Source organism: Acetobacteraceae bacterium (assembly GCA_004843345.1).
Taxonomy (GTDB): domain Bacteria; phylum Pseudomonadota; class Alphaproteobacteria; order Acetobacterales; family Acetobacteraceae.
The window spans coordinates 2,084,521-2,107,276 of record CP039460.1; the positions used below are offsets into that span (position 1 = coordinate 2,084,521).

22 protein-coding genes and 2 tRNA genes are annotated in these 22,756 nt (G+C 39.2%); 16 read left to right on the forward strand and 8 right to left on the reverse strand.

Annotated elements, in window-relative coordinates; genetic code table 11:
* The first annotated feature begins 82 nt into the window (after nt 1-82).
* From FAI40_10230 to FAI40_10245, 4 genes are all read left to right on the forward strand, one after another.
* Nucleotides 83-568, forward strand: coding sequence for a hypothetical protein (locus FAI40_10230; GenBank protein QCE35674.1), 486 nt, complete (start codon nt 83-85; stop codon nt 566-568).
* Nucleotides 569-734: 166 nt separating this feature from the next.
* Nucleotides 735-1,643, forward strand: a complete 909-nt coding sequence (gene bet, locus FAI40_10235) for a phage recombination protein Bet (GenBank protein ID QCE35675.1) — start codon at nt 735-737, stop codon at nt 1,641-1,643.
* Nucleotides 1,644-1,747: 104 nt separating this feature from the next.
* On the forward strand, nt 1,748-2,512 hold the full coding sequence (locus tag FAI40_10240; GenBank protein ID QCE35676.1) for a hypothetical protein: 765 nt from the start codon (nt 1,748-1,750) through the stop codon (nt 2,510-2,512).
* Complete coding sequence (locus tag FAI40_10245; GenBank protein ID QCE35677.1) at nt 2,505-2,684, forward strand: AlpA family phage regulatory protein; 180 nt, start codon at nt 2,505-2,507, stop codon at nt 2,682-2,684. Before FAI40_10240 ends, FAI40_10245 begins: the two co-directional genes overlap by 8 nt.
* Here FAI40_10245 and FAI40_10250 read toward each other — a convergent pair.
* Nucleotides 2,662-3,861, reverse strand: a complete 1,200-nt coding sequence (locus tag FAI40_10250) for a DUF4102 domain-containing protein (protein QCE35678.1) — start codon at nt 3,859-3,861, stop codon at nt 2,662-2,664. The two genes, FAI40_10245 and FAI40_10250, sit on opposite strands and share 23 nt — an antisense overlap.
* Before the next feature lie 153 nt (nt 3,862-4,014).
* A tRNA-Cys gene (locus FAI40_10255) sits at nt 4,015-4,088 on the reverse strand.
* A 181-nt stretch (nt 4,089-4,269) separates the two neighbouring features.
* On the opposite strand from FAI40_10255, the gene FAI40_10260 reads away from it, so the two are divergent.
* Complete coding sequence (locus FAI40_10260; protein ID QCE35679.1) at nt 4,270-5,958, forward strand: secretion protein; 1,689 nt, start codon at nt 4,270-4,272, stop codon at nt 5,956-5,958.
* Nucleotides 5,959-6,028: 70 nt separating this feature from the next.
* Entirely contained in the window at nt 6,029-8,791 is a 2,763-nt protein-coding gene (locus FAI40_10265; protein QCE35680.1) for a valine--tRNA ligase, read from the forward strand.
* 43 nt (nt 8,792-8,834) lie between these two features.
* Here the strand turns inward: FAI40_10265 and trxB are convergent, their stop codons facing one another.
* A complete protein-coding gene (trxB, locus tag FAI40_10270) occupies nt 8,835-9,797 on the reverse strand; it encodes a thioredoxin-disulfide reductase (protein ID QCE35681.1) in 963 nt (320 codons plus the stop codon).
* A gap of 162 nt (nt 9,798-9,959) precedes the next feature.
* On the opposite strand from trxB, the gene FAI40_10275 reads away from it, so the two are divergent.
* On the forward strand, nt 9,960-11,399 hold the full coding sequence (locus FAI40_10275) for a glycosyltransferase family 39 protein (GenBank protein ID QCE35682.1): 1,440 nt from the start codon (nt 9,960-9,962) through the stop codon (nt 11,397-11,399).
* 56 nt (nt 11,400-11,455) lie between these two features.
* Here FAI40_10275 and rpsU read toward each other — a convergent pair whose 3' ends face one another.
* On the reverse strand, nt 11,456-11,659 hold the full coding sequence (gene rpsU, locus FAI40_10280; protein ID QCE35820.1) for a 30S ribosomal protein S21: 204 nt from the start codon (nt 11,657-11,659) through the stop codon (nt 11,456-11,458).
* A gap of 208 nt (nt 11,660-11,867) precedes the next feature.
* The gene (locus FAI40_10285) at nt 11,868-12,449 is read right to left on the reverse strand and encodes an outer membrane protein assembly factor BamE (GenBank protein ID QCE35683.1); all 582 of its coding nucleotides are present in this window, start codon (nt 12,447-12,449) and stop codon (nt 11,868-11,870) included.
* Between the two features lie 106 nt (nt 12,450-12,555).
* Here FAI40_10285 and FAI40_10290 point away from each other — a divergent pair, with 106 nt between their 5' ends.
* The 6 genes from FAI40_10290 (at nt 12,556) to FAI40_10315 (ending at nt 16,274) form a co-directional block, all read left to right on the forward strand.
* Nucleotides 12,556-13,119, forward strand: a complete 564-nt coding sequence (locus tag FAI40_10290; GenBank protein ID QCE35684.1) for a DUF177 domain-containing protein — start codon at nt 12,556-12,558, stop codon at nt 13,117-13,119.
* Between the two features lie 225 nt (nt 13,120-13,344).
* Nucleotides 13,345-13,551 (forward strand): 50S ribosomal protein L32, encoded by a 207-nt coding sequence (locus FAI40_10295; protein QCE35685.1) that lies wholly within the window; start codon nt 13,345-13,347, stop codon nt 13,549-13,551.
* Between the two features lie 65 nt (nt 13,552-13,616).
* Nucleotides 13,617-14,711: a phosphate acyltransferase PlsX gene (plsX, locus tag FAI40_10300; GenBank protein QCE35686.1), complete on the forward strand. Its 1,095-nt coding sequence runs from the start codon at nt 13,617-13,619 to the stop codon at nt 14,709-14,711.
* Nucleotides 14,712-14,741: 30 nt separating this feature from the next.
* Nucleotides 14,742-15,716: a ketoacyl-ACP synthase III gene (locus FAI40_10305; protein QCE35821.1), complete on the forward strand. Its 975-nt coding sequence runs from the start codon at nt 14,742-14,744 to the stop codon at nt 15,714-15,716.
* Nucleotides 15,717-15,766: 50 nt separating this feature from the next.
* A complete protein-coding gene (locus tag FAI40_10310; protein ID QCE35687.1) occupies nt 15,767-16,177 on the forward strand; it encodes a MerR family transcriptional regulator in 411 nt (136 codons plus the stop codon).
* A gap of 20 nt (nt 16,178-16,197) precedes the next feature.
* Nucleotides 16,198-16,274 (forward strand) — tRNA-Pro (locus FAI40_10315).
* Between the two features lie 32 nt (nt 16,275-16,306).
* On the opposite strand, the gene FAI40_10320 is transcribed toward FAI40_10315, so the two are convergent.
* A complete protein-coding gene (locus FAI40_10320) occupies nt 16,307-17,419 on the reverse strand; it encodes an AI-2E family transporter (protein QCE35688.1) in 1,113 nt (370 codons plus the stop codon).
* A 207-nt stretch (nt 17,420-17,626) separates the two neighbouring features.
* On the opposite strand from FAI40_10320, the gene FAI40_10325 reads away from it, so the two are divergent.
* Together FAI40_10325 and fusA are read left to right on the forward strand one after the other, a co-directional pair.
* Nucleotides 17,627-17,929 carry a 50S ribosomal protein L28 gene (locus FAI40_10325; GenBank protein QCE35689.1) on the forward strand — a complete coding sequence of 101 codons (303 nt, stop codon included), beginning with the start codon at nt 17,627-17,629 and terminating at the stop codon, nt 17,927-17,929.
* A gap of 129 nt (nt 17,930-18,058) precedes the next feature.
* Nucleotides 18,059-20,164 (forward strand): elongation factor G, encoded by a 2,106-nt coding sequence (fusA, locus tag FAI40_10330; protein QCE35690.1) that lies wholly within the window; start codon nt 18,059-18,061, stop codon nt 20,162-20,164.
* Between the two features lie 66 nt (nt 20,165-20,230).
* On the opposite strand, the gene coaBC is transcribed toward fusA, so the two are convergent.
* On the reverse strand, nt 20,231-21,430 hold the full coding sequence (coaBC, locus tag FAI40_10335) for a bifunctional phosphopantothenoylcysteine decarboxylase/phosphopantothenate--cysteine ligase CoaBC (GenBank protein ID QCE35822.1): 1,200 nt from the start codon (nt 21,428-21,430) through the stop codon (nt 20,231-20,233).
* Between the two features lie 22 nt (nt 21,431-21,452).
* Complete coding sequence (locus FAI40_10340) at nt 21,453-22,190, reverse strand: class I SAM-dependent methyltransferase (GenBank protein ID QCE35691.1); 738 nt, start codon at nt 22,188-22,190, stop codon at nt 21,453-21,455.
* A gap of 263 nt (nt 22,191-22,453) precedes the next feature.
* Here FAI40_10340 and FAI40_10345 point away from each other — a divergent pair, with 263 nt between their 5' ends.
* Nucleotides 22,454-22,717: a 30S ribosomal protein S20 gene (locus FAI40_10345; protein QCE35692.1), complete on the forward strand. Its 264-nt coding sequence runs from the start codon at nt 22,454-22,456 to the stop codon at nt 22,715-22,717.
* Nucleotides 22,718-22,756: the final 39 nt, after the last annotated feature.

Sequence of the window (22,756 nt, forward strand, 5' to 3'; positions counted from 1 at the left end):
TCATTCTCATTGAGAAGAAGGCCGTTAAGTCAAACAAGCGTTGGAGCTTAAAGCGTTTCATTCGGTGGTTAGGGGGAAGCAAATGACATCTATTAACAATGAAGTCGAAACATTGATGAGTGCAGAAAGTTTAGAGATTAAAATTCTAAATCTTCCTTCAAAGCTTAAATTTCTTCTGAAAGAGTTTTCAACGGCTTTATCCAAAGAGGATGAATTTGATAGTGCCGTTTTAACAAGAGAAGTGATTTCTAGGCTTTCAAAATCATTGAATGAATATTCAGATGATTTGAAGACAACAATCATTTCAGAAATGGAAGAGGCTCAAAAAGACGGTGAAATTAAACGGATCGTTGGTGATTTTGAGGTTCGTCTTTCAAAGACACCAAATAAAGCTCTCGTTCTGGATGAAGATAAGCTTTTTGCTGCTTATCCAAGCGTTTTTGAAACAAAACGTCACGTTATCACAAAAGATTTGAATTCGCTGCTGAAGTTAAATCCAGTAGTGCCAGGCGTTAAATTAGAAGAAGGCGGCACCACAATAAGAGTGTCTGGAGTGAAAAGAAAATGACAAACGAAGAGTATGACGCAGTTTGCAGAAAGCAGGCGATGTTACCCCAGCTTATTGAGTTTGTGAGAAATGTTCATGAGCGAAGCACTTGGACAGAAGATGAGGATGAATTTTCGTCTTTAAACGGTCAAGAAGCTTGTGAGCTTTTAGAGAAATTGGGGGAAATATGAGTAGCCAAATTGCTGTAACCCAACATCAGTCTTCTGGTGGTGAGATTGTTCTTTGGAAAGCGCCCAGTGACAAAGGGTCAGTTGAAAAGCTTTTAGGTGTTTTGGCTTCTTCGACTTTTCCAATGGCTAAGAAAGAATCAATAGTTGAGGTTTTAGATTATTGTGATGCCAGAGGCATTGATCCGCTTTTAAAGCCTGTCCACATCGTTCCAATTTTTGATAGATCTTTGGGTAAAATGGTAGATACCATTATGCCAGGCATCTATCTGTACAGAATATTGGCAGCAAGAACAGGCCAATATGCAGGTAAATCTTCTCCCGAGTGGGGAAAGATGGTTACTCAAAAAATTGGGAATGAGACGGTTTCCTATCCTGAATTTTGTAGAATTACAGTTAGCAAGATAGTTGATGGAAAACTGTGTAACTTCACAGCTGAAGAGTGGTGGGTAGAGAATTTCGCAGAGAAGAAAGATGGCTCGCCAAATCAGATGTGGAAAAAAAGAAGTCGTGGCCAGCTTGCTAAATGCGCAGAAGCTCAGGCTTTAAGGATGGCTTTTCCAGAGGCGCTTGGTGGCGAGATGACCTTTGATGAAATGGAAGGGAAGACCCCATCTCAAGAAAAAATAGAAAAGTCAAAAATCTCAACCACTGCGTTATCTCATGATGAGAAGAAAAAGATTGCGGAGGTCTGGGTCGATAAAACAATTGGAAAGATTGAAGCGTTAACCAGTCACAGTGAGCTTTCTGATTTTCAAAAACAGGGAAGGTACTTCGAATGTGTAAAGCGTTTGGAAGCATATCCTGATTTGAAAGCAAAGTTTGATGAAGCTTTAGAAAAAACACTTGAACGCTTGGATACAGATGCAACGGACGAAGAGTTTGAAAAAGCGAATGAAGAGTTCTGACAAAAGATACCTAAAGGCATTCAGAGAAATGCTGAGGAGATGGAAATGAGTGAAGATACAAAATACAAACCGTGTCCTTTTTGCGGATGTGATGGAGAACCAAAATGAATCATCTTCAGAAGCAAGAAAATCAGACAATCGTCTTTTCATTTAATAATTCAAATTTAACCGCTATCAATCGAGATGGTGAAGCATGGTTTGTTGGAAATGAAGTTGCCGCAGCTTTGGGATATTCCAATACCAGAGATGCACTTCGAAAACACTGTAAAGCTTCGGAGTTTTTTAACAGTCGCGAACTGCTACGGTTAGGAATTGAGTGCCCTTCATCTTACGGCATGAAACTGATTCCCGAACGTGATCTTTATAGATTAGTGATGCGTTCAAAACTTCCAGCTGCAGAAGCATTTGAAGAAAAAGTTGTTGGAGAAATTCTGCCAGCTATTCGAAAAACAGGAAGCTATAATGCACAGCCAGCTATTGCGGTTCCAACAAATTTAAAAGAAGCATTACTGCTTGCCGTTGAACAGCAAGAGAAGATTGAAGAGCTAGAAAAAAGAGATAACGCCTTAAAGCTCATTGAAGGTGATTCTTCTTCTTTGAAAGTTCGCGATGCTGGACGTGAGCTGGGTATTGGCCAAAAGCGAGTTACTGAATTTCTTTTAGAACATAAGTGGTCTTGCCGAGATAGTAAGAGGCGACTACGCCCAGCGCATTACGGCTTATCAATGGGATATGTCGCTTTAGATACGTCTTCCTTTGTGAACCCGAAAACACAAGAGACCATGCTCTCAGACGATATTAGAATTACGCGCAAAGGAATTGTGCGATTGGCAGAGATTTTTTCAAAGGAGGGGGTGAGGAATGGCTGATACACTTTTAACACGTCAAGAAGTCATGCAATTTCTTGGCGTGAGCGAAACAACTTTGTGGCGCATGGTTAAGAAAGAGCAGTTTCCACCAGCTATAAAGCTTACGCCTCAATGTTTGAGGTGGAAAAAAAGCCAAATTGACAAATACATCAGCAGCAAATGCGCTGCATGAGGTCTCTAGCAGATGGGGCGGATTCTAAAAATAGATCCGCCCAAATCTGAGAAAGCTCTTTTCTACGTTCTAAATGACTTGCTCTATTGTAAGCAGCTTCAACTTTATTTTTCGAAACGTGCGCTAGCATAAGATCAATAATACCCCTATCCAATGGGTATCTTTCGTTCATAATTGTAGAAAATGCCGCACGGAATCCGTGTGGAACGTGCCGCCCTTCGTATCCAGCTCTTCGTAACAAGATGCTTAGGGTATTATCGGACATGGATCGCCTGATCCAGCGAGGCGATGGAAAGACCAATTCAAAGCGCCCAGATATTTCTTTCATAACATCGAGAATTTCCAATGCTTGCCTCGATAGAGGCACGATGTGATCACGCTTCATTTTCATGCGCTCGGCAGGAATCGACCAGGTTTCACCATCTACCTCAACCCAACGCATTTTTCTTACTTCACCTGACCTTGTTGCAGTCAGAGCTAAAAACCTTAAGGCAAGTTGAGATACGATGCTTGACTGGTATTTCTCAACCTGTCGCATCATTTTTTGAAGCTCAGGAAGTGAGGTGATTGCTGGTTGGTGTTTTTTAACTGGCGGTTTTAGTGCACCTTGGAGATGTGATGCAGGATTTTCAGACACAATTCCGCAGGCGATGCCGTAAGTATAGATAGAAGCGACTCTCTGTCTGAATTTTCGAACCTGTTCAGCCGTTGAATTCTTTTCTGCTTTTTGTAAAACATCAAGAAGCATCGGAGCAGTTATTTCTCCGCTTGGTAGCCTACCAATGGAAGGCCAAATATGCCTCTCTAAGCTGTTTTTAATTGTTTGATAATGTCTATTGCTCCAGAGAATTCGTCTATTCTCTAGCCACTGTTCACCAAGCTCTTTCAATGAGAGCTGGCTTTTCTTTATAACAGCTTCTTGTTTTTTCAGAAGTGAAGGGTCTTTACTGTTTCTAAGATTTTCCCTCGTCTTATCTCTGAGCTGTCTTGCTTTTGCCAGACTGACATCGGGGTAGGCTCCATAAGATGCAAGTCTTTCTGAGCCGTTGATTCTGTATTTATGTTGCCAGAGCTTAGAGCCGTTGGGGTTTATTCTTAAAAATAAGCCCTGCGCATCAGCTAGCTTGTAAGGCTTTTCTTTTGGTTTTGATCGCTTAATTGAAGCATCTGTCAGCATGATACCCCCATTGATTTTTTAATACCCCCTGAGATACCCCCAGAATATGGATTGCAATAAATTTCATTGAAAGTCGTTGAAATGAATAACAAAGGGGAAAATACAGGTTTTTGGGGAAAATGGAAGCGGTTGCAATGCGCTGAAATGCGCAGATGGAGGTTCGGACGGGAATCGAACCCATCTACACGGATTTGCAGTCCGCTACATAGCCACTCTGCCACCGAACCTCACTTGCTTTCCTTAAATTGTTGGAAAGTGCTTCTTAGTTATGAGATTTATTTCCTTCTGTCAATGTAAATTTAAAATTTTCTTTAATTATTATAAGAGTTATGTAGGATAAGTTTGTTCTTTTAAATCAGAAGAGATAAAAGAGATTGTGCGTTTAAAAGATTTTATGCAGAGAGAAGCATGAAACAGAAAGAGTATTTTACAAGAATGCAAAGTAGAAGACATAGATTTATTCTTTTTTCTGGGGCTTCTGCATCCTTGTTGGGATTTGGGGTGTTGCACGCCGCACCTTTAAATGAACACACTGTTTCTAAATTACGTGATGTCGCTGCTTTAGCTCAAAATGCTCCGCCTCCAAGCGCTAAGAAGCTGGAACAAATCAACAAAGTTTCTTCTGGTTCAGCACAATTAGATCCCGAAAATATTCCAGATTCTGATGACATCCCAGAGATTGAAAAGCATAAAATTACGCCCGCAAATTTAAGAGCAGATGATCCTGATTTTGTTCCTCATAATATTCAGCAGGCAATGGAAACTGCTTATCTGACGAATCCCCAACTGAGAGAGGCGAGAGCGCAACTTAGGGCTGTTGACGAGGCAATGCCTACAGCAATGTCTGGTTGGCACCCAACGATCTCCGCTCCAATTAATCTGACGTATTACCAAGGGTCTTCGAGTTATAAGTTTAATCAGCAGTCCACGGTGAATGGTCAGACCGTAAATGAATCAACGACAACAGTACATAAATATGGTGATCCAGGGTACAATGTAGGAGTTGTCATCTCAGAGCCCATATTTCAAGGTGGAAAAACCGTTAATAGTATTAAGATGGCTGAAAATGAAATTCGTGCGGAACGTGCGCATCTCATTTCAATTGAACAACAGGTGCTGATGCAAGTTGTGAATGCGTATGTTGCTGTTGTTTCTGATCAACAGCTTTATAACGTAGCTCTGACCAACGAAAAAGTGCTGAGAGAGCAAACAAAGTCTGTTTTTACCCGCTTTCGCTTAGGTGGCGTGGCGCGTACAGATGTTGCACAATCTCAAGGTTATTTAGCTACGGCTACGGCAGCACGTCAGCAAGCTTGGGGTAATTTAGAGGCCGCACGGGCAACTTATCGGCAAGTCGTTGGTATTTCGCCTGTGTTTGATTTGGAGGCTCCGCAGCCTCTTGTTTTGCCTGTAAAAACACGACAAGAAGCTGTTACTTTGGCCATTAAAAATAATCCAAATGTGATACAGGCTCAGTTTGCTGAGGCACAGCAAAAAAACAACATTTCAGTTCAATGGGCTACAATTCTCCCCAAAGTAACGGCAAGCATTGGATATAATGATAGTGTTAACCAAGCCTACGGAGGAAGTTCATATGAGAACGAATACGCAACGCTTGGTTTTCAGTTTCCAATTTATCAGGGTGGGCAAGAGTATTCTGCTGTCAGAAGGGCAAAACAAGTCGCACAGGGGGCCTTTCATGAGATTAATGTACAGCGCCGTTTAGCGCTTCAGCTGGCAGCTTCGAGTTGGGACCAATATCAGGCGGCTCAAGATAGTATTGCGAGTGATAAAACAGCGGTTTCTTCGTATGTTGTCGCTTTAGCGGGTGTTGAACGTCAAGCTTTAATTGGAACGGCATCGACATTGAGTATGCTGCAACAACAACAGATGCTTTTTGGAGCGCAGCAAACATTGATACGTGCCTTAGCGAGTTCTGTTACGAATTCATATTCTGTTGCAGCCGCTATCGGCCGTTTAACTGCTAAAGATCTAAAACTAGCTGTTCCTTTATATGATGCGACAGATTATTACAAAAAAGTTAAATGGCTACCTTTTGGTGTGAGTGACTATTCAAAGAAGCAACCTGGACGATAAGTTTTATTATTGAGATACTTTAGAAAAAGAAAAGTATCACCTGTTTTGATAGAGATAAAAGAGAGAATATATGTCAATTGATATTCCTAATGAGACAATAGGAAGAGCTGAAGTGATTCAAAAAAGTTTAGGGAAATCTTTTGAATCTTCTCTTTGCGAAAAACAGTTAATGAAAAAATGGTTGGATCAAAAGCTTTATGCATCCAAGTCTCATGTTGATCCAAAAAATTCATATTCCATTATGTTTCCACCTCCAAATGTTACAGGGAAGTTACATATTGGTCATGCGCTTACTTTTACGCTTCAAGATATTCTCATTCGCAGAAAGAGATTAGAAGGAAAGGAGGTCTTGTGGCAGGCTGGGACAGACCATGCTGGGATTGCTACTCAAGTTCTTATTGAAAAACGCTTAGATGCCCAAGGGGAAAACAAGGAGGATTTGGGCAGAGAAAAATTTTTCGAAAGAGTTTGGGAATGGAAAGAGGAATCCGGCGGGATCATTATTGATCAACTGAAGCGTTTGGGAGCTTCCGCTGATTGGGATCGAGAACGATTCACAATGGATGAAGGGCTTTCTAAAGCTGTAATAACGGCTTTTGTGCGTCTTTATAAGGATGGCTTGATTAAAAGAGATTATAGGCTTGTTAACTGGGATTCTTCTTTAAAATCTGCTGTTTCGGATATTGAAGTTGAAAATAAGGAAACAAAGGGAAAGCTTTATTACATTCGATATCCCCTTGAGAGTGGTGAGTTTTTAAGTGTTGCCACGACGCGTCCAGAGACTTTATTCGGAGATATGGCACTTGCAGTCCATCCCGAAGATCCTAGATTTGAAAAGTATATAGGACAGTATGCAAAAGTTCCGTTTGTTGATCGTCGTATTAAAATTTTAGCAGATACGCATTCGGATCCAGAAAAAGGAACTGGTGTTGTTAAGATCACACCTGCGCATGATTTTAATGATTTTGAGGTTGGAAAAAGACATCAATTAGAGATGCCAATTATTCTAGATGTAGCAGGAAAATTTGTTCTTTCCGATTTAGAAGCGCGTCATGAAGTTTTTGAAGATTGGGTAAAAGAGAGTGCTGGTCTTTCAGTAAGAGATTTACGGAAGAAAGTTGTTCAGAAATTGGAACAGCTTGGTTTCCTTGAAAAAATTGAAGAACATTCACATGCTGTTCCTCATTCGGATAGAACAGGGGTTGTGATAGAGCCACGTTTAACAATGCAGTGGTATTGTGATGCTCCAAAATTGGCAGAAAAGGCCGTTGAAGCGGTTCGATCTGGAGATGTCCAATTTGAACCGAAGCAATGGGAAAATACTTATTTTGCGTGGATGAAAAATCTCCAACCTTGGTGTATCAGTCGTCAACTTTGGTGGGGGCATCAGATTCCTGCTTGGTATGATGAGCGGGGTAATGAGTATGTTGCGGAAACAGAAGAAGAAGCTCAAATACAAGCGGGTGAAAATGTAACTTTAACACGGGATCCAGATGTCCTTGACACGTGGTTTAGCTCAGGATTGTGGCCCTTTGCAACACTTGGCTGGCCAGAGAAGACGGCAGAATTTTCTTCCTATTATCCGACAAGTGTTTTGGTAACAGGCTTTGATATCATCTTTTTTTGGGTTTCTCGAATGATGATGTTGGGTTTGTATTTCACGGAGGAAGTTCCTTTCGAAAAGATCGTTATCCATGGACTTGTGAGAGACGAGAATGGACAGAAAATGTCTAAATCTAAGGGGAATGGAATAGATCCCTTGGAGATTATTGATGAATATGGTGCCGATGCTTTGAGATTGGCTCTCTGTGCTGGGGTTACTCTAGGAAGAGATATCCGTATTAGCGGTAAAATTGTAGAAGACCATCGAAATTTTATTACAAAACTTTGGAATGTTGCTCGCTTTTTAGAGATGAACAATGTTTTTTCTCCAAAAATATCCTTAGATTTAGAGGATCAAAGTAGTTCGTTTGAGCTTCAAAAAGTTCAAGCTTTACAAGATTGGATTGAAATTAAATTCCGAAAAACGAGTCAAGATGTTGAAAATACCTTAGCGAATTATCGATTTGCCGATTATGCACAAAGTTGTATGCATTTTGTACGGGATATTTTTTGCGATTGGTTTGTAGAATTAGCAAAGCCTATTTTGAATAAAACAGATAAAGTTTCTAATGAGTTTCGTATTTTTTCTAGAGAGATATTTTTTGAAACTTTAAAACTTTTAGAGCCAATCATTCCATTTGTAACAAATATGCTCATAGAAGAGCTTTTTCCATCAAAAGAGATCTCGAGTAGATTTGATAGGAATTTACCTTTTTCTTCTCAGGCTCTTAAGAATGAGGAGAATGTTGATTCACTCATTGAGCTTATTGGAAAGATTAGGGCTATTCGTTCTGAAATGAACATAGCTCCATCCAATAAAGGAAAGCTTATTGCCTTAACTTCAAAGAAAAATTTAAAGAAATTTGAAGATAAACTTTCCTGTTGGAGTGAGGCAATCGATCGAATGGGGCGCATCTCAGAGTTTAAAGTTATTGATAAATTCTTTTCTGATTTAGAAAGCGCAGCTGAATTTACGGTCTTAGGTGAAACTTTTTATCTTCCTTTAAAGGGTTTAATTGATTTTGATAAAGAATATGATCGGCTCTCTAAGGAATATTCAGCGGTTGAAAAAGAGTTTTTAAAAACAGAGGCAAGGTTAAATAATAAAAAATTTATTGAACGTGCCAAACCTGAAGTCGTTATAGAAAATAAAGATCGTCTGGGAAATTTAAGAGAAGAAAAAGTCCGATTATTTAATTCTCTTGAAAGAATAAAAAAGCTCACTGTTTAAAAAACAGTGAGCCACGAAAGGAAGAGGTTAATAACTCTCTTCCTTATTTTTTGTTTAAGTATCGTTCAGCTTCCATTGCCGCTTTGCAACCGCTTCCTGCCGCAGTTATTGCTTGACGAAAGAGACTATCTTGTACGTCTCCAGCGGCAAACACACCTGAAATCGAAGTTTCTGTTGAATTAGGTTTTGTCAAAATATATCCAGCTTCGTCACATTTGAGTTGATCTTTAAAAGGTGCTGTATTTGGTGCGTGGCCAATTGCAATAAAAACACCTGTCAACTCTAATTTTTTTAAAGTTTTATCCTTGGTGTGCAAAAGTGTAATTTCGGAAACAAGATCTTGCTCTGCATCACCTGTAATTTCGGAAACAGTATGTTCGGGTACTAAAATAATATTTGAGGTCGCTTTAATCCTGTCTTGCATGATTTGTTGAGCTGTTAAATGCGAACGACGGAATACAAGGTAAACTTTGGAGGCAATTTTAGAAAGATAAAGTGCTTCTTCCGCAGCTGTATCTCCACCACCAATAACAGCAACATTCTGATTTCGATAGAAAAAACCATCACAAGTTGCACAAGCAGAAACGCCTTTTCCTTTATAGTGTGTTTCGTCTTTTAGTCCCAACCATTTTGCTTGGGCTCCTGTTGCAATGATTAATGACTCAGTTTGATATTCTTTCCCAGAGCTTCCTGTTAAGATAAAAAAATCACTATTGTTTTTTATCTTGTTCAAAGAAGAAGATAAGATAATATCTTCTTCAATTTTACCCCCAACAGCTAAGACTTGCTTTCTCATTCGTTCCATTAGATCTGGCCCGCTAATAGGTGTCTCAAAGCCAGGATAATTTTCAATATCGGATGTTATTGTTAGTTGCCCTCCTGGTTGAGGGCCTGAGATCAGGACAGGATCCAAACCAGCTCTAGCTGCGTAAATTGCAGCTGTATATCCAGCAGGGCCAGAACCGATAATGAGTGTTTTTGTTTTGAAGTGCTGTGTTGTTGTCATATAAAATCAAATAGTTAAGGAAATAGATTCATCTTAATAGAGAAGCGCATTATCTAATAAAATGTTTAGAAAACACAGCTTTTTATTTTGCTAAGATTTATAGTTGCTCGTAATGCATCTAACCTATAGCGTTTTGATGAAATCAAAAAAGTTAGTTTTTAGGTGTTCGAGGTGCTTTGTAAGAATAAACAAGTGAAAATTAGAGCATTATATTTGCCTTATTGCTGTATTTTTGCATTTTTCATAGTAAATTTACTATCCTCTTTTATTTTTCCGCTCGTTCCTGATGAAGCTTACTATTGGACTTGGTCTAAATCTATTCAGTTTGGATATAGTGATCATCCTCCGATTATAGCTTATTGGATTAAAGCAGGAACATTGCTTTTTGGAGATAATCCCTTAGGGATAAGGTTTTTGGGCACATTATCTATCACGCTTTCTATACTTTTTTTATGGAAAGCCACTGAGAATTTATTTGATAAATCATCTGCTTATTCTGTTGTTTATCTATTTTCCTTTACAATTTTCGGAAATGTGGTTGCCCTGATTATAACACCAGATACGCCTGCAATTTTCTTTTTATCCGCTGCTTTTTTAATAACTTCCAAAATATTCAAAATTGAAAATCAAAATAGGGAAAGTCCTATTTTTTTATGGATATTAGGCAGTCTCCTTTTTGCTTTGTCATTTCTTTCAAAATACACAGCAAGTTTCCCAATTTTTGGAATTTTATTTTCAATTCTTTTGATGAAAAGAAGTCTCCTTTTTACAAGAAGATTTTCGGTAGGATCTTTTTGTTTCTTTGTAATCATAATGCCCAACATAGCTTGGAATCTAATTCATCATGGAGGAGCCGTTGTTAAGCAGGGAAACCGCTTGTTTGTAGTAGGTGAGGGAAATGTTCTCCATCATTATGTCGAACTTTTACTTGGCCAAGCTGGACTTGTAACACCAATTATCTTTCTATTTGTATTTATTGCTTTTTTTCAGAGAAAAACACAGGCTACTCTCTTCCTAATTTATTCTTCTATCCCAAGTCTTTTATTTTTTAGTCTATATCCCTTGCATGGACGTGTCCAAGCTAACTGGCCATTTAGTTCATGGCCAATATTGCTTATCCTCGCAACGCAGACGCCCATTAAAATACGAATCTATGGCTATTTAAGCGGGATAATTTGCGTTGCTCTTGTCTATTTTCAAGCCTTCTTCCATGTAATCCCTTTAGACGCACATTATGATCCCATATTGCGACAAGCAGAAGGGTGGAAGAGTTTTTCATCTTCTTTAGAAAAATTAGAATATACTGGAGGAAGAGGAATGATTGAGGCCCCAGATTATGCATTGGGAGCTATTTTGGCTTATCAGCTTAGGAACTCTAAGCATGTTTTTGTAGGATCTAGTGATCCAAAACTACAAATGCTTTCTAAAGCGAAGACAATTGTTATAAAGGCTCAATCAATTCAAGAAATGCGTAAAGACGAGACGGCTAAAAATGAAAAGATATGTCGTTTTTATAGAATTGGCGCAAGGCAGAAGGAAGTGCGTTGTTATTTATTAAAAAAGGCTGAATATAAAAAAATCTCCCTTTTTCCAGTTAAGTAACAACAAAGACTTAACGAAAAAAGAGAGATTTTCGATTCTTAAATTTTTAGAAGAAATTAGAATCCTTCACGTTCGATTCTTTTACGCTCCATCTTGCGAGCTCTACGAACAGCCTCCGCAGATTCACGGGCACGTTTTTCTGAAGGCTTTTCAAAATGACGACGGAGCTTCATTTCGCGAAATACTCCTTCCCGTTGGAGTTTCTTTTTAAGAGCTTTTAAAGCTTGTTCAATATTGTTATCGCGAACTGTAACTTGCACGTATTTATTGTCTCCAAAATACAAAATTATTATACAAAATATATTAGAGATATTCAGGAAAAGAGTTAAAGCACTCCAGTCAGAAAGCTCCAATAAAAAAGAGGTTAAATCAGCCAAAGTTAAGGCTAAAACTGACTACTTAATAAATTCCCCTGCATTATAGCCCAGAAAAATAAATAAAAAAACCCTAATTTTCTGAGAATGATTTTTATAAGGTATTTCCAGTTCCGCCTCCGCCAGTTCCGCCTCCCATCATTCCAGATCCCATACCGCCAGCGCCGCCGCGCCCCATACCGCCAAGCCCTCCAAAAGCTCCTCCCATTCCTCCCAATGGGTTGTAGCGGCCGACAGATCCAAGCAGTTCCTGCATTACGGATATTTTCGTTCCTGGTGTTGGTGTCACTCTTGAAACCATTGAAACGGGCTTAGCATCTCCTTTATGTAAGACTTTAATGTCTTGGAGAATGCCCCCATTATCAAAGTTTAAAATAACAACACGCTGTGTTTTTATGCCAGGATAACTTGCCGGAACTAGCCCGGTCGTCATGGTAATATAGATCCATGTATTGTCATCAAAGGTGGCGTGGCTCGTTGGAGATCCTATAAAAGAAATGGTTTCATCTTTTGTTGTTTTTCCAGGTGTTAATTTTTCATAATCTTTTGGATCTAAAATAGCACCTTGTTCTAAAGGCTCTGGAATTAGATAAGAGCATCCTGGTATAGAAAAAAAGATAGTGCAGACAGCAATAATCGAAGAGAATATATTTTTTATTTTTCTAGGCTGTTGCATTAAATTTACTCAAAAATAGAGCTCTTTTTGATTTAGAAGAGAAGATACCTTAATCTTGAGGTAAGGAAGAATAAGTTTATTCGATTGGAAAGAATTTTAAAAGGTTATGCAAAAAAACACACAGGCTATAAGCGGTTCAGAAAAAAATACATCTCAATCTGTTTTGATTGCAAAATTATTTCCTGGTTACATAAAAGAAATTGTTGCTACAGAAACTGAGCGAGAGCAAGTTTCGAATGATTTTTCTTTAGAGGCTCTTAATATTTTAAGATGTAGCTTTGAGGTTGAAAGCATTTGCGGAGCAAAAATTACAGTTGTTGGAAAATTAGAGGCAGAGTTTCCTCAACATTGTGTTGTTACCAATGCCATCATTAAACAAAAAATAAATAATATTTTTAAAATTGTTTTCTTGCCTCAAGTTGAAAGCTCTAAGGAAGGATTATCCATGAGCCATACAGATTTGGCAGGAGAGGATTTTGTGTATTATGAAGGTGAGCATTTACCTTTGTGGGAGACTCTTCTCGAACAGTTTGCGCTTGAGATACCTGCTTATCCACGTGTAGATGATAAAGAAACATTCTCGCTAATTTCAAAGAATTCAGCATCTGAAGAAGATTGTAAGGCCAGCCCTTTTGCGGCTTTAAAAAATTTTCCCTTCAAATCTAAATAATTTTTTGTATATTGTTTGAAAGCAGACAGGCATTTGCTTTATCTTTTGGGTCGCTTGCAAAAACCTTTCTTTCTCTGCTAGATGCAGAGATATCTTTTTGATGGCTTCCAAATGATAGGAGTTTCACTATTATTAGTCATCTGCTTTTGAGAGAATTTATAAACAACAGTTGTTATTATATTTAAGTCTCTTAATTTTTATTATTTTTTATTTAGGTGTTTATTCATGGCTGTTCCAAAAAGAAAAACAACCCCATCTCGTCAGGGTATGAGACGTAGTCATCACGCATTATCTGCTTCTGCGAGCACGGAATGTGAGTCTTGCGGTGAGCGCAAGCGCCCACACCATGTCTGCAGTCATTGTGGATCCTATAAAAGTCGCGAAGTCGTCGCTGCTGAAGGTAACGCTTTAAAAGGTGCTGTTCGGGTTTAATCTTTATTAAGATTTTCGAGCTTGATTGGGTGTAAGGTTAGGTTGAGATTAGGGTGCGCGAAAATATGAAAGACTCAGAGGACGATATAAAAGTGCAAGGTGATCTTTCTTCAGCTGTAGAATCTCCTAAAGATGTACCTTATACCCTTGCCATAGATGCTATGGGTGGAGATCGGGGGGCTGATATTGTTTTTGCGGCTCTAGATAAGACTGCCGATCGCCATCCTTGGATAAAAGTTCTGTTGGTTGGAGATTCACCCTCTCTTCAAAGAGGGCTTTTACGCCATTCTAAGGCCGCTAAGATTTGTGATATCCGTCACGCCCCTATGGTAATTCCTATGGATATGAAGCCTACTAAGGCTCTTAGAGTTCAGGGGAGTTCCATGCAGATAGCAATGAAGGCTGTCGCTGAAGGGGAGGCTAAGGGGGTTGTTTCTGCTGGGAATAGTGGGGCGATGTTGGCGCTTGCAAAGATCATTATAAAAGTTCTCCCTGGTATTTCTCGCCCCGCCCTTGTTGCAGTCCAGCCGTCAGCTCGTGGTGATGTTGTTATGCTTGATCTAGGAGCTAACTTGGCCTGTGATGCACGTAATCTTGTTGAGTTTGCCATTATGGGAGAGGCATTTTCTCAAGCTATGTTAGGGATTAATGAGCCATCTATAGGTCTTCTTAATGTTGGGTCTGAAGATGTTAAAGGGGATGAGCGTCTGCATGAAGCAGCAATGCGCTTGCGAGCGGGGCCTTTAGCTTCGAGATTTGTCGGCTTTGTTGAAGGTCATGATATTACAGCTGGCCATACGGATGTTATTGTTACCGATGGTTTTACAGGTAATATTGCTTTAAAAATGGGGGAGGGAGCTCTTAAGCTTGCTTATGGCCTCTTAAGAGCTGTTTTTGCTACCTCTGTAATGACGAAACTTGGCTATCTTCTTGCGCGTCGTGGGCTGGATCGTATGAAGGATTGGATTGATCCTCGTCGTTATAATGGCGCTCTTCTGGTTGGGCTTAATGGGATTGTTGTGAAATCCCATGGGGGGGCCGATGTTGAAAGTTTTGCCGCAGCTGTGGATGTGGCGGTGGATGCCGTAACTTTTGATATAAATGAGCATATCAAAAAGCGCTTAAATGAATCTCAAAAAGCATTTTTGGTGAAATCTTGACGCATGAATTTTTCTAAAACTGAAGACTGTATGAACGCTAATATTCCTCGAGTTATTTTTAAGTCTATAGGGGCTTATCTCCCTCGTAATAAAGTTACGAATGAGGAGCTTTCAAAAAAAGTTGATACTTCGGATGATTGGATTCGTGGGAGAACTGGAATTTCTAAGCGTGCTTTAGCAGAGCTTGATGAAACAGCAACTTTTATGGGGGCTCAGGCTGCTTCTCAAGCTTTGAAAAGGGCTGGATTATCCCCTGAAGATATTGACGGAATTATTGTAGCGACATCGACGCCAGACCAAGTTTTTCCAGCATTGGCAGTTCGGATACAAGCGGAGTTAGGGATTAAGTCAGCTTTTGGATTTGATATTAGCGCAGCTTGCTCTGGTTTTGTTTATGCTGTTTCTGTTGCAGATGCCATGTTGAAGCAACGATTGGGGCAACGTTTTCTTGTTTTAGGGGTAGAAGTTTTTTCCCGATTGCTCGATTGGACCGATAGGACAACATGTGTACTTTTTGGTGATGGTGCAGGAGCCGTTGTTTTGGAAAGTGTGATGTCGTCTGAGCAAGATGGAATTTTATCAACAAAAATTAGTTCGGATGGTACACTTTCTGATATCCTTTTTGTCGATGGTGCTTTGGGTGTTCCGGGAACAACTGGAAAGTTGAAAATGCAAGGGCGGGAAGTTTTTAGAAGAGCCGTTGGGTTATTAGCTTCTTCCGTTAAAGAGACACTTGCTGCTAATAATATGGAAATGAAAGATATTGATTGGTTGGTTCCTCATCAAGCGAATCAAAGAATTATCGAGGCCTTAGCAAAAAATTTAGATTTTCCATTAGAAAAAGTAATTTCTACAATTTCTGAGCATGCCAATACTTCGGCTGCATCAATTCCTCTAGCATTGGCGCACGGATTCTCAGATGGACGGATTAAAAAAGGCGATTTGATCTTAATGGAAGCTCTTGGTGGTGGGTTAACTTGGGGTGCTGTTTTGCTGAGAGTTTAGTAATCTCATTGTTTTATGGGAAATATTTTAAAACCATTAAGGAAATAAAAATGCAGAGAGAATTTTCTTCAAATCAGTCGTATGTTTTGCTTTCCGATTTAGCAAATGAGTTAAAAATACCAGCATATCGTTTGAGAAGTTGGGAAGTTCTTTATCCTTTTATTCAATCTTTTAGAGATTCTGCAGGAAGACGTTTTTATGATAAAAAGACTGTGGGAATTTTCAAAGAAATTTCGCGTCTTCTTTATCAAGAAGGTCGTAAAAATACAGAAATATTTTCTCTCATTTCTGCTATGTTGGATGGAGAGGATGACGCGTTGAAGGCCACGTCTTCCCAAGAAGAGAATATCTCTTTTAATATGGATGGCGTTTCTTCATCTTCTTTTTTAAGAAAATTGAGAGAGATTTTTGAAGATTTGAATAAGTTGGGCGAGACGATTGCGTATCAAAAAAATATTTGATATTCTCCGTTTGTTTTCGTCGGGCAGTAGCGCAGCCTGGTAGCGCATCAGTCTGGGGGACTGGGGGTCGTGGGTTCGAATCCCGCCTGCCCGACCACTTAAGATTTTCTTAAGTGGTCTTTTTTTTGACTAAATAATATCAATCTCTTTCTGAAAAGATTTTTTCTTATGCTGTGTTGTAGATGTCCAGATTGTCCATAGAAGATGCAAAGAGGACATAATTGCAGGCCCTACGAATAGACCGAGTAGTCCCCAAGTTTCAGCTCCACCAATAATGCCAAAAAGAACCCATAAAAAAGGAAGCTTTGTATTACCACCGATTAAAGCTGGCCTAATGAAATGATCTGCAATGAAAAGCACAATGATGCCCGCGAAGAATGTAACAATTGCAGCAACCATGTGCCCCTGAGAGAGTAAAATAAAGGAAACAATTGCAACAAAAACAGCGCCTAACATTGGCAGAATAGCTGCGAAAGCAGTTAGAAATCCGAAGAGGATAGGTTGTGGGGCATGTGCTAGAATATAAATAATACCAATAGCAACGCCTTCGCCAAGAGCGACCATAACAAGGCCAGCTACAGTTCCATGAATAGAGCCAACAATCTGTCTGCCTATCGTTTCTCCGTGTCTACCAAAAAGGCGTCTGGAGGCAACTAAGCTCTTTTCTATAATAGCATTCCCATCCTTTAAGAGAAAAAAGAAAATCAAAAATGTAAAGACAAATAACAGGCTACTATGAACTGCAAACATGCCAACTTCACGTGTGATTTTCACACCGTGTGTGAAATTGACGGAGTATATCATCCCAGAAAGAGCTCCTGGCTCTCCTAAGTTTTCTTTCCACCAAAAAAGCATTTTATTTTGATCTACAGGAAGAGAATAGATCCATTTTGGAGCTGGAATACCGACTTTTTGAATATGTTCCAATAATTTTGCAACATCGCTTAATTCATCAGCAATTTGTATAATAAGCCAAACGAGTGGGCCTAGAATTGCGAGGAAGAGTACAAAAGTGAACAGAGCGGCAAGCCAAAGGGATTTTTTAGGCGCTAATTTTTTATTTGCCCATTGATAAGAAGGCCAGAACGCAATTGCCAATATCCCTCCCCAAATAATTGCAGAGAGAAAGTCTCGCAACATATAAATTGAAAAAGCAAGAATGATGATAGACAAGAGTACTCTTGCGTAAAAATGGAGTTGCTTTCTGTTGAGGTGGGGAATATCTTTAGAGAATAAGGACATTTTAATGTTTGTCTCTTCGTAAAAGCTTTTATAGTATGGTAACTCTGTTGTATCGACTTTCTTGACGATATCATACAGTTACTTATATAAAGTCGCCATTCCATTTTAGAGAATTTTAGTATTTAGCCTGTTCTAATGCTTAAAATTCTTTTATAATGGGAGGGATTTTTTGATCTAATTATCATTTATTTTTTAAGGAAATACAGTATGTCCCGCCGTTGCGAGATTACGGGAAAAGGCGTTTTGACCGGAAATAATGTTAGCCATGCGAATAACAGAAGCCGTCGCCGTTTTTTACCTAACTTACAAGATGCCAGCTTGCTTTCAGAAACACTTGGCACTTCTATCAGAATGCGTTTGACAACACGCGGTTTACGAACCATTGAGCACAATGGTGGTTTGGATGCTTTTCTATTAAATACACCAAACAGAAAACTTTCTCCGGAAGCTTTGCGTTTGAAACGTCGTATTCAACGTGTTCGTGATCGTGCGGATGTCGTTGTAGCCTAAAGTTTAAGTTTTATAGAAAAAGTGTCTGGGGAGGTACTCCTTCTTCTGGTTAGGCTCGCTGGCACCTATTTATTTTATTGTTAATTAATAGCGTTTACCTGCTTAAACAGGAATTTATGGAGGCATTTGGTGTCTGACAGCATCCAAGGAGCAAAATCAGCTCTTTCACGTATTCGTAACATCGGGATTACAGCCCATATTGATGCGGGAAAAACAACAACAACAGAAAGAATTCTTCATTACACAGGCGTTTCTCATAAAATTGGTGAAGTGCATGAAGGTAATACCACAACAGATTACATGGCTCAGGAACGTGAGCGTGGGATTACCATTACTTCAGCTGCCGTGACTTGCGAGTGGAATGACCATCGAATCAATATTATTGATACCCCAGGCCATATTGATTTTAACATCGAAGTGAACCGCTCATTGCGTGTTCTCGATGGAGCCGTTTTTGTCATCGAGGGGGTTGCTGGTGTGCAGCCTCAGTCAGAAACAAATTGGCGTTTAGCTGATCGTTATAATGTTCCTCGCATTATTTTTATCAATAAGCTTGATAGAACTGGTGCTGATTTTTACTATGCTTTCAGTACCCTAAAAGAGAAATTAGACATCGTCGCTATTCCTCTTCAGCTTCCAATTGGTGCCGAAGAAAATTTTGTAGGTGTTGTTGATCTTGTCGAAATGAGAGCCATCATTTGGGAAGGTGGTGATCTGGGAGCAAAGTATCATTATGAAGAGATTCCTGAAGATTTAAAAGAAAAAGCAGAAGAAGCTCGTCAGAACCTTTTAGATACGGCTCTGAGCATGGAAGACGCTGCCATGGAAGAGTACTTCGAAAAAGGAGAGGTTTCTATTGAAACCTTAAAGCGCTGTATTAAAAAAGGCGCAGTCTCTGGAGAATTTAGACCAGTTCTTTGTGGGACAGCATTTAAAAACAAGGGTGTGCAGCCTCTTTTAGATGCTATTATTGACTACCTACCCGCACCAGATGAGGTCGAAGGAATTCGTATCGCACCTCCAGAGGATGAACAAGACATAGATGAGAATTTCCTTCCAGTCATTCCTGTCGATCCTGAAGGTAAATTCGCAGCTCTTGCTTTTAAAATTATTTCTGACAAGTATGGAACTCTAACTTTTGTTCGTGTTTACCGTGGCGTATTAAATTCTGGCGATACCGTTTTGAATACAACGAAGGGAACAAAAGAGCGCGTTGGTCGTATTTTTCAAATGCACGCAGATAAGCGTCAGGAAGTTAAGTCTGTTGGCGCTGGTGATATTGCTGCATTCTTGGGCTTAAAAGATACTGTAACAGGGGATACTCTTGCTGATGCAACGGATCCTGTTATTCTTGAACGCATGCAATTCCCTGTTCCTGTCATTGATATTTCCGTTGAGCCAAAAACAAAAGATGCGGTTGAAAAGATGACAATTGCTCTGCAAAAATTAACGGCAGAAGATCCTTCTTTACAACTAAAAACGGATCAAGAAACAGGTCAAACGATTTTATCTGGTATGGGTGAATTACATCTTGATATTATTGTAGATCGGTTACAGCGTGAATATGGGGTTGAGGCAAATATTGGCGCACCTCAAGTCGCTTATCGTGAAACAATTACAAAAGCGCATACAGAGACTTATACACATAAGAAACAATCTGGTGGTTCAGGTCAGTTTGCTGAAGTTAAAATTGAATTTGCACCTTCTGAGAAACCAGACACTATTATCTTTGAAAATAAGATTGTTGGTGGCGCTATTCCTAAGGAATATATTCCAGCAGTTGATAAAGGGATAAGAATGCAAGCATCCACTGGAGTTCTTGCAGGCTTTCCAACAGTAGATTTCTCTTTTACTTTGCTTGATGGTAAATATCATGATGTGGATTCATCTGCATTAGCCTTTGAAATTGCAGCAAAAGCATGTTTCCGTGAAGGAATGAAAAAAGCAGGTCCTGTAATTTTAGAGCCAATTATGGATGTCGAGATTACAACACCTAATGAGCATGTTGGAGATGTCGTGGGAGATTTGAATCGTCGTCGCGGTATCATTCAAAATCAGGAAACCATGGGGTCTACAGTCCTTGTTAGATCGCAAGTCCCCCTTAAAGAAATGTTTGGCTATATTTCTCACTTGCGTTCGGCAACAAAAGGGCGTGCATCTTTTACGATGCAGTTTCATCATTATTCAGCAGTTCCTAAAAATGTTGCTGATGAAATCATGGCTGCTCGTGGTTAAGTAACGAGACGTCTTTCTAGAGAAAGAGAGTAAAAAGGGAGCTGAAAAGCTCCCTTTTTGTATTTTTTAATCAAAAAAAGAAATTATTTTTTTTACCAGTAATTCGGCAACCTCTATCTTGGTCATTTTTGGCCAGTGTTCAATATTTCTGGCAGAAATAAATGAAATTGTATTTGAAGAACTATTAAAAACGCCTTCTTTAACATTATTTGCAATCACCCAATCACAGTTTTTATTTTTTAGTTTTTGTACAGCATTTTCTATAAGAGAGGTTGTTTCAGCTGCAAATCCAATCGTAAGTTTAGGTTTTTGAGAAGAGTGGCATATATTCTTTAGGATGTCAGGGTTTTCATGCCATTGAACATTTTTCAAAGAACTGACAGTATTCTTTTTTATTTTTTCTGATGAAAACTCAGGCCTCCAATCTGCCACAGCTGCTGTCGAAACAAAAATATCAGCCGGAAGGCTATTTTTTACTGCCTTTTCCATATCAATAGCCGTAGTAATTCTTTTAACTTCTATTCCTTTAGGAGAGGGCAATGCAGTTGGGCCACTAATCAGGGTGACTGTGGCTCCTGCTTGTGCCAATGCCTCTGCAAGAGCATAGCCCTGTTTACCAGAGGCATGATTCGTAATAAATCTGATAGGATCAAAAGATTCTTGCGTGGGGCCAGCGGTTACAAGAGCTCGCTTGCCCTTAAGTTTTTTTTCTTTCTTATCAAATAAGATTTCTTTTATTTTACTTTCAATAAAGCTCAACTCTGCTAGACGTCCCACTCCATATTCTCCGCAAGCCACGAGGCCTTTTTCAGGAGAAATAACTGTAATTTTTCTAGTAAGTAAAAGATTAATGTTATCTTGTGTCGCTGGGTTTTGCCACATTTCTGGATTCATTGCAGGTGCAATAAGGATTGGCACTTTTGCTGATAAAATCAGAGATGTTGCTAGTTCGTCAGCCATGCCATTGGCAATACGGGAAATAAAATTAGCTGAAGCAGGGCAGACCAGAATGAGATCCACTTTTCTGCTCAATAAAATATGCGTCATTCCTGTTGTAAACCAGTCCTGGGGCGTTAAGCATTGATTTCCTGATAGAGCTTGAAGAGAGAGCGGAGTAACAAAATATTCTCCTCCTTTACTTAGGACTGGAAAAACAGAAATATTATATTTTTTGGTCAAAAGCCTTATTAATTCAAGGGAGCGGTACGCTGCGATACTGCCACTGACAATTAAAAGAATATTCTTTTTTTCTTCTGAAGAGTGCATCATACTCTCTTAAATATGGATTTTAAAAACGCCATCCCGAATGGATTGCTGCAATTCCCCCAGATAAATTTTGATATTTAGTATTTTGCATACCTGCATTGTTCATCATTTGAAGCAATGTTTCTTGATCAGGAAACATACGGATACTTTCGGCTAAATAACGATAACTTTCAGCATCTTTTGCAATAAATTTTCCCATTTGAGGAAGAACTTTAAAAGACCATTCATCATATATTTTTGAAAATACAGGAATTTGTACCTTTGAAAATTCTAAACAGCAAAAACGCCCGCCAGGACGTAATACGCGGTATGCCTCTTTAAGAACTTTTTCTTTGTTCGTACAATTTCTTAAGCCGAATGCGATAGAAACGCGATCAACAGAACAGTCTTGCAGTGGTATTTCTTCAGCATTTATACATGCAAAATCAATGTTCCCTCCAAAATATCCTTTGTTAGTAGCGCGGTCTCTACCGACGGAAAGCATTGCCTTATTAATATCGGTGAGTAAAACAGGTCCACCATTGCGGTCTAACCACTGGAAGCTAATATCTCCAGTTCCACCAGCAAGGTCTAAAAGCTTTGCATGAGGTCTTGGGTATAATTCATTAACAAAAATTTTTTTCCATAATCTATGAATCCCTAAGGACATGACATCGTTCATAATGTCATAATTTTTAGCAACACTTTCGAAAACGTTTCTGACGAGTTTTTGTTTTTCATCAGAAGGAACCTGTTGGTATCCAAAGTCTGTCATATCCATAGAATATAAATCTCATTCATAGAAAGGGAATAAAACTGATAAATCAGCGCTCTTATTTCCTCTAAAATGGCGTATTTTTCATTTTTATGCAATTTTGTGTTCTGCTAGAATATTTAGGGGTGGATTTAGATTATTCACTCTAAAATTCTCTTTGAAAGCAGAGTGCCTTCTTGACGATATTGGTTGTAGCTGTTACTTCTTTCCAAGAATTTTTGTATCATTAAACTTGAATAAAATTATTTTTCTTATTTTTGGAGTACCGCATGGCAAATAATCCTTCAGCTTTAAAGCGCATTAGGCAAAATGAAAAAAGACGTCTTAGAAATGCATCTCGTCTTTCACGTACAAGAACTTTCATTAAAAAGGTAGAGCTTGCCGTTGCTGAAGGTAAAAAAGAGGAAGCTTTGGCTGCTTTTCGTCTTGCTCAGCCTGAAATGCAAAGAGCTGCTACAAAAGGTATCATTCCGCACGGTGCGATTAATCGTAAATTGTCTCGTTTGTCTGCACGCATTAAAGCAATCGCCTAAGTTTAGAAAACGGGTGGGGAGTTAGCGCGCTTTTAATAA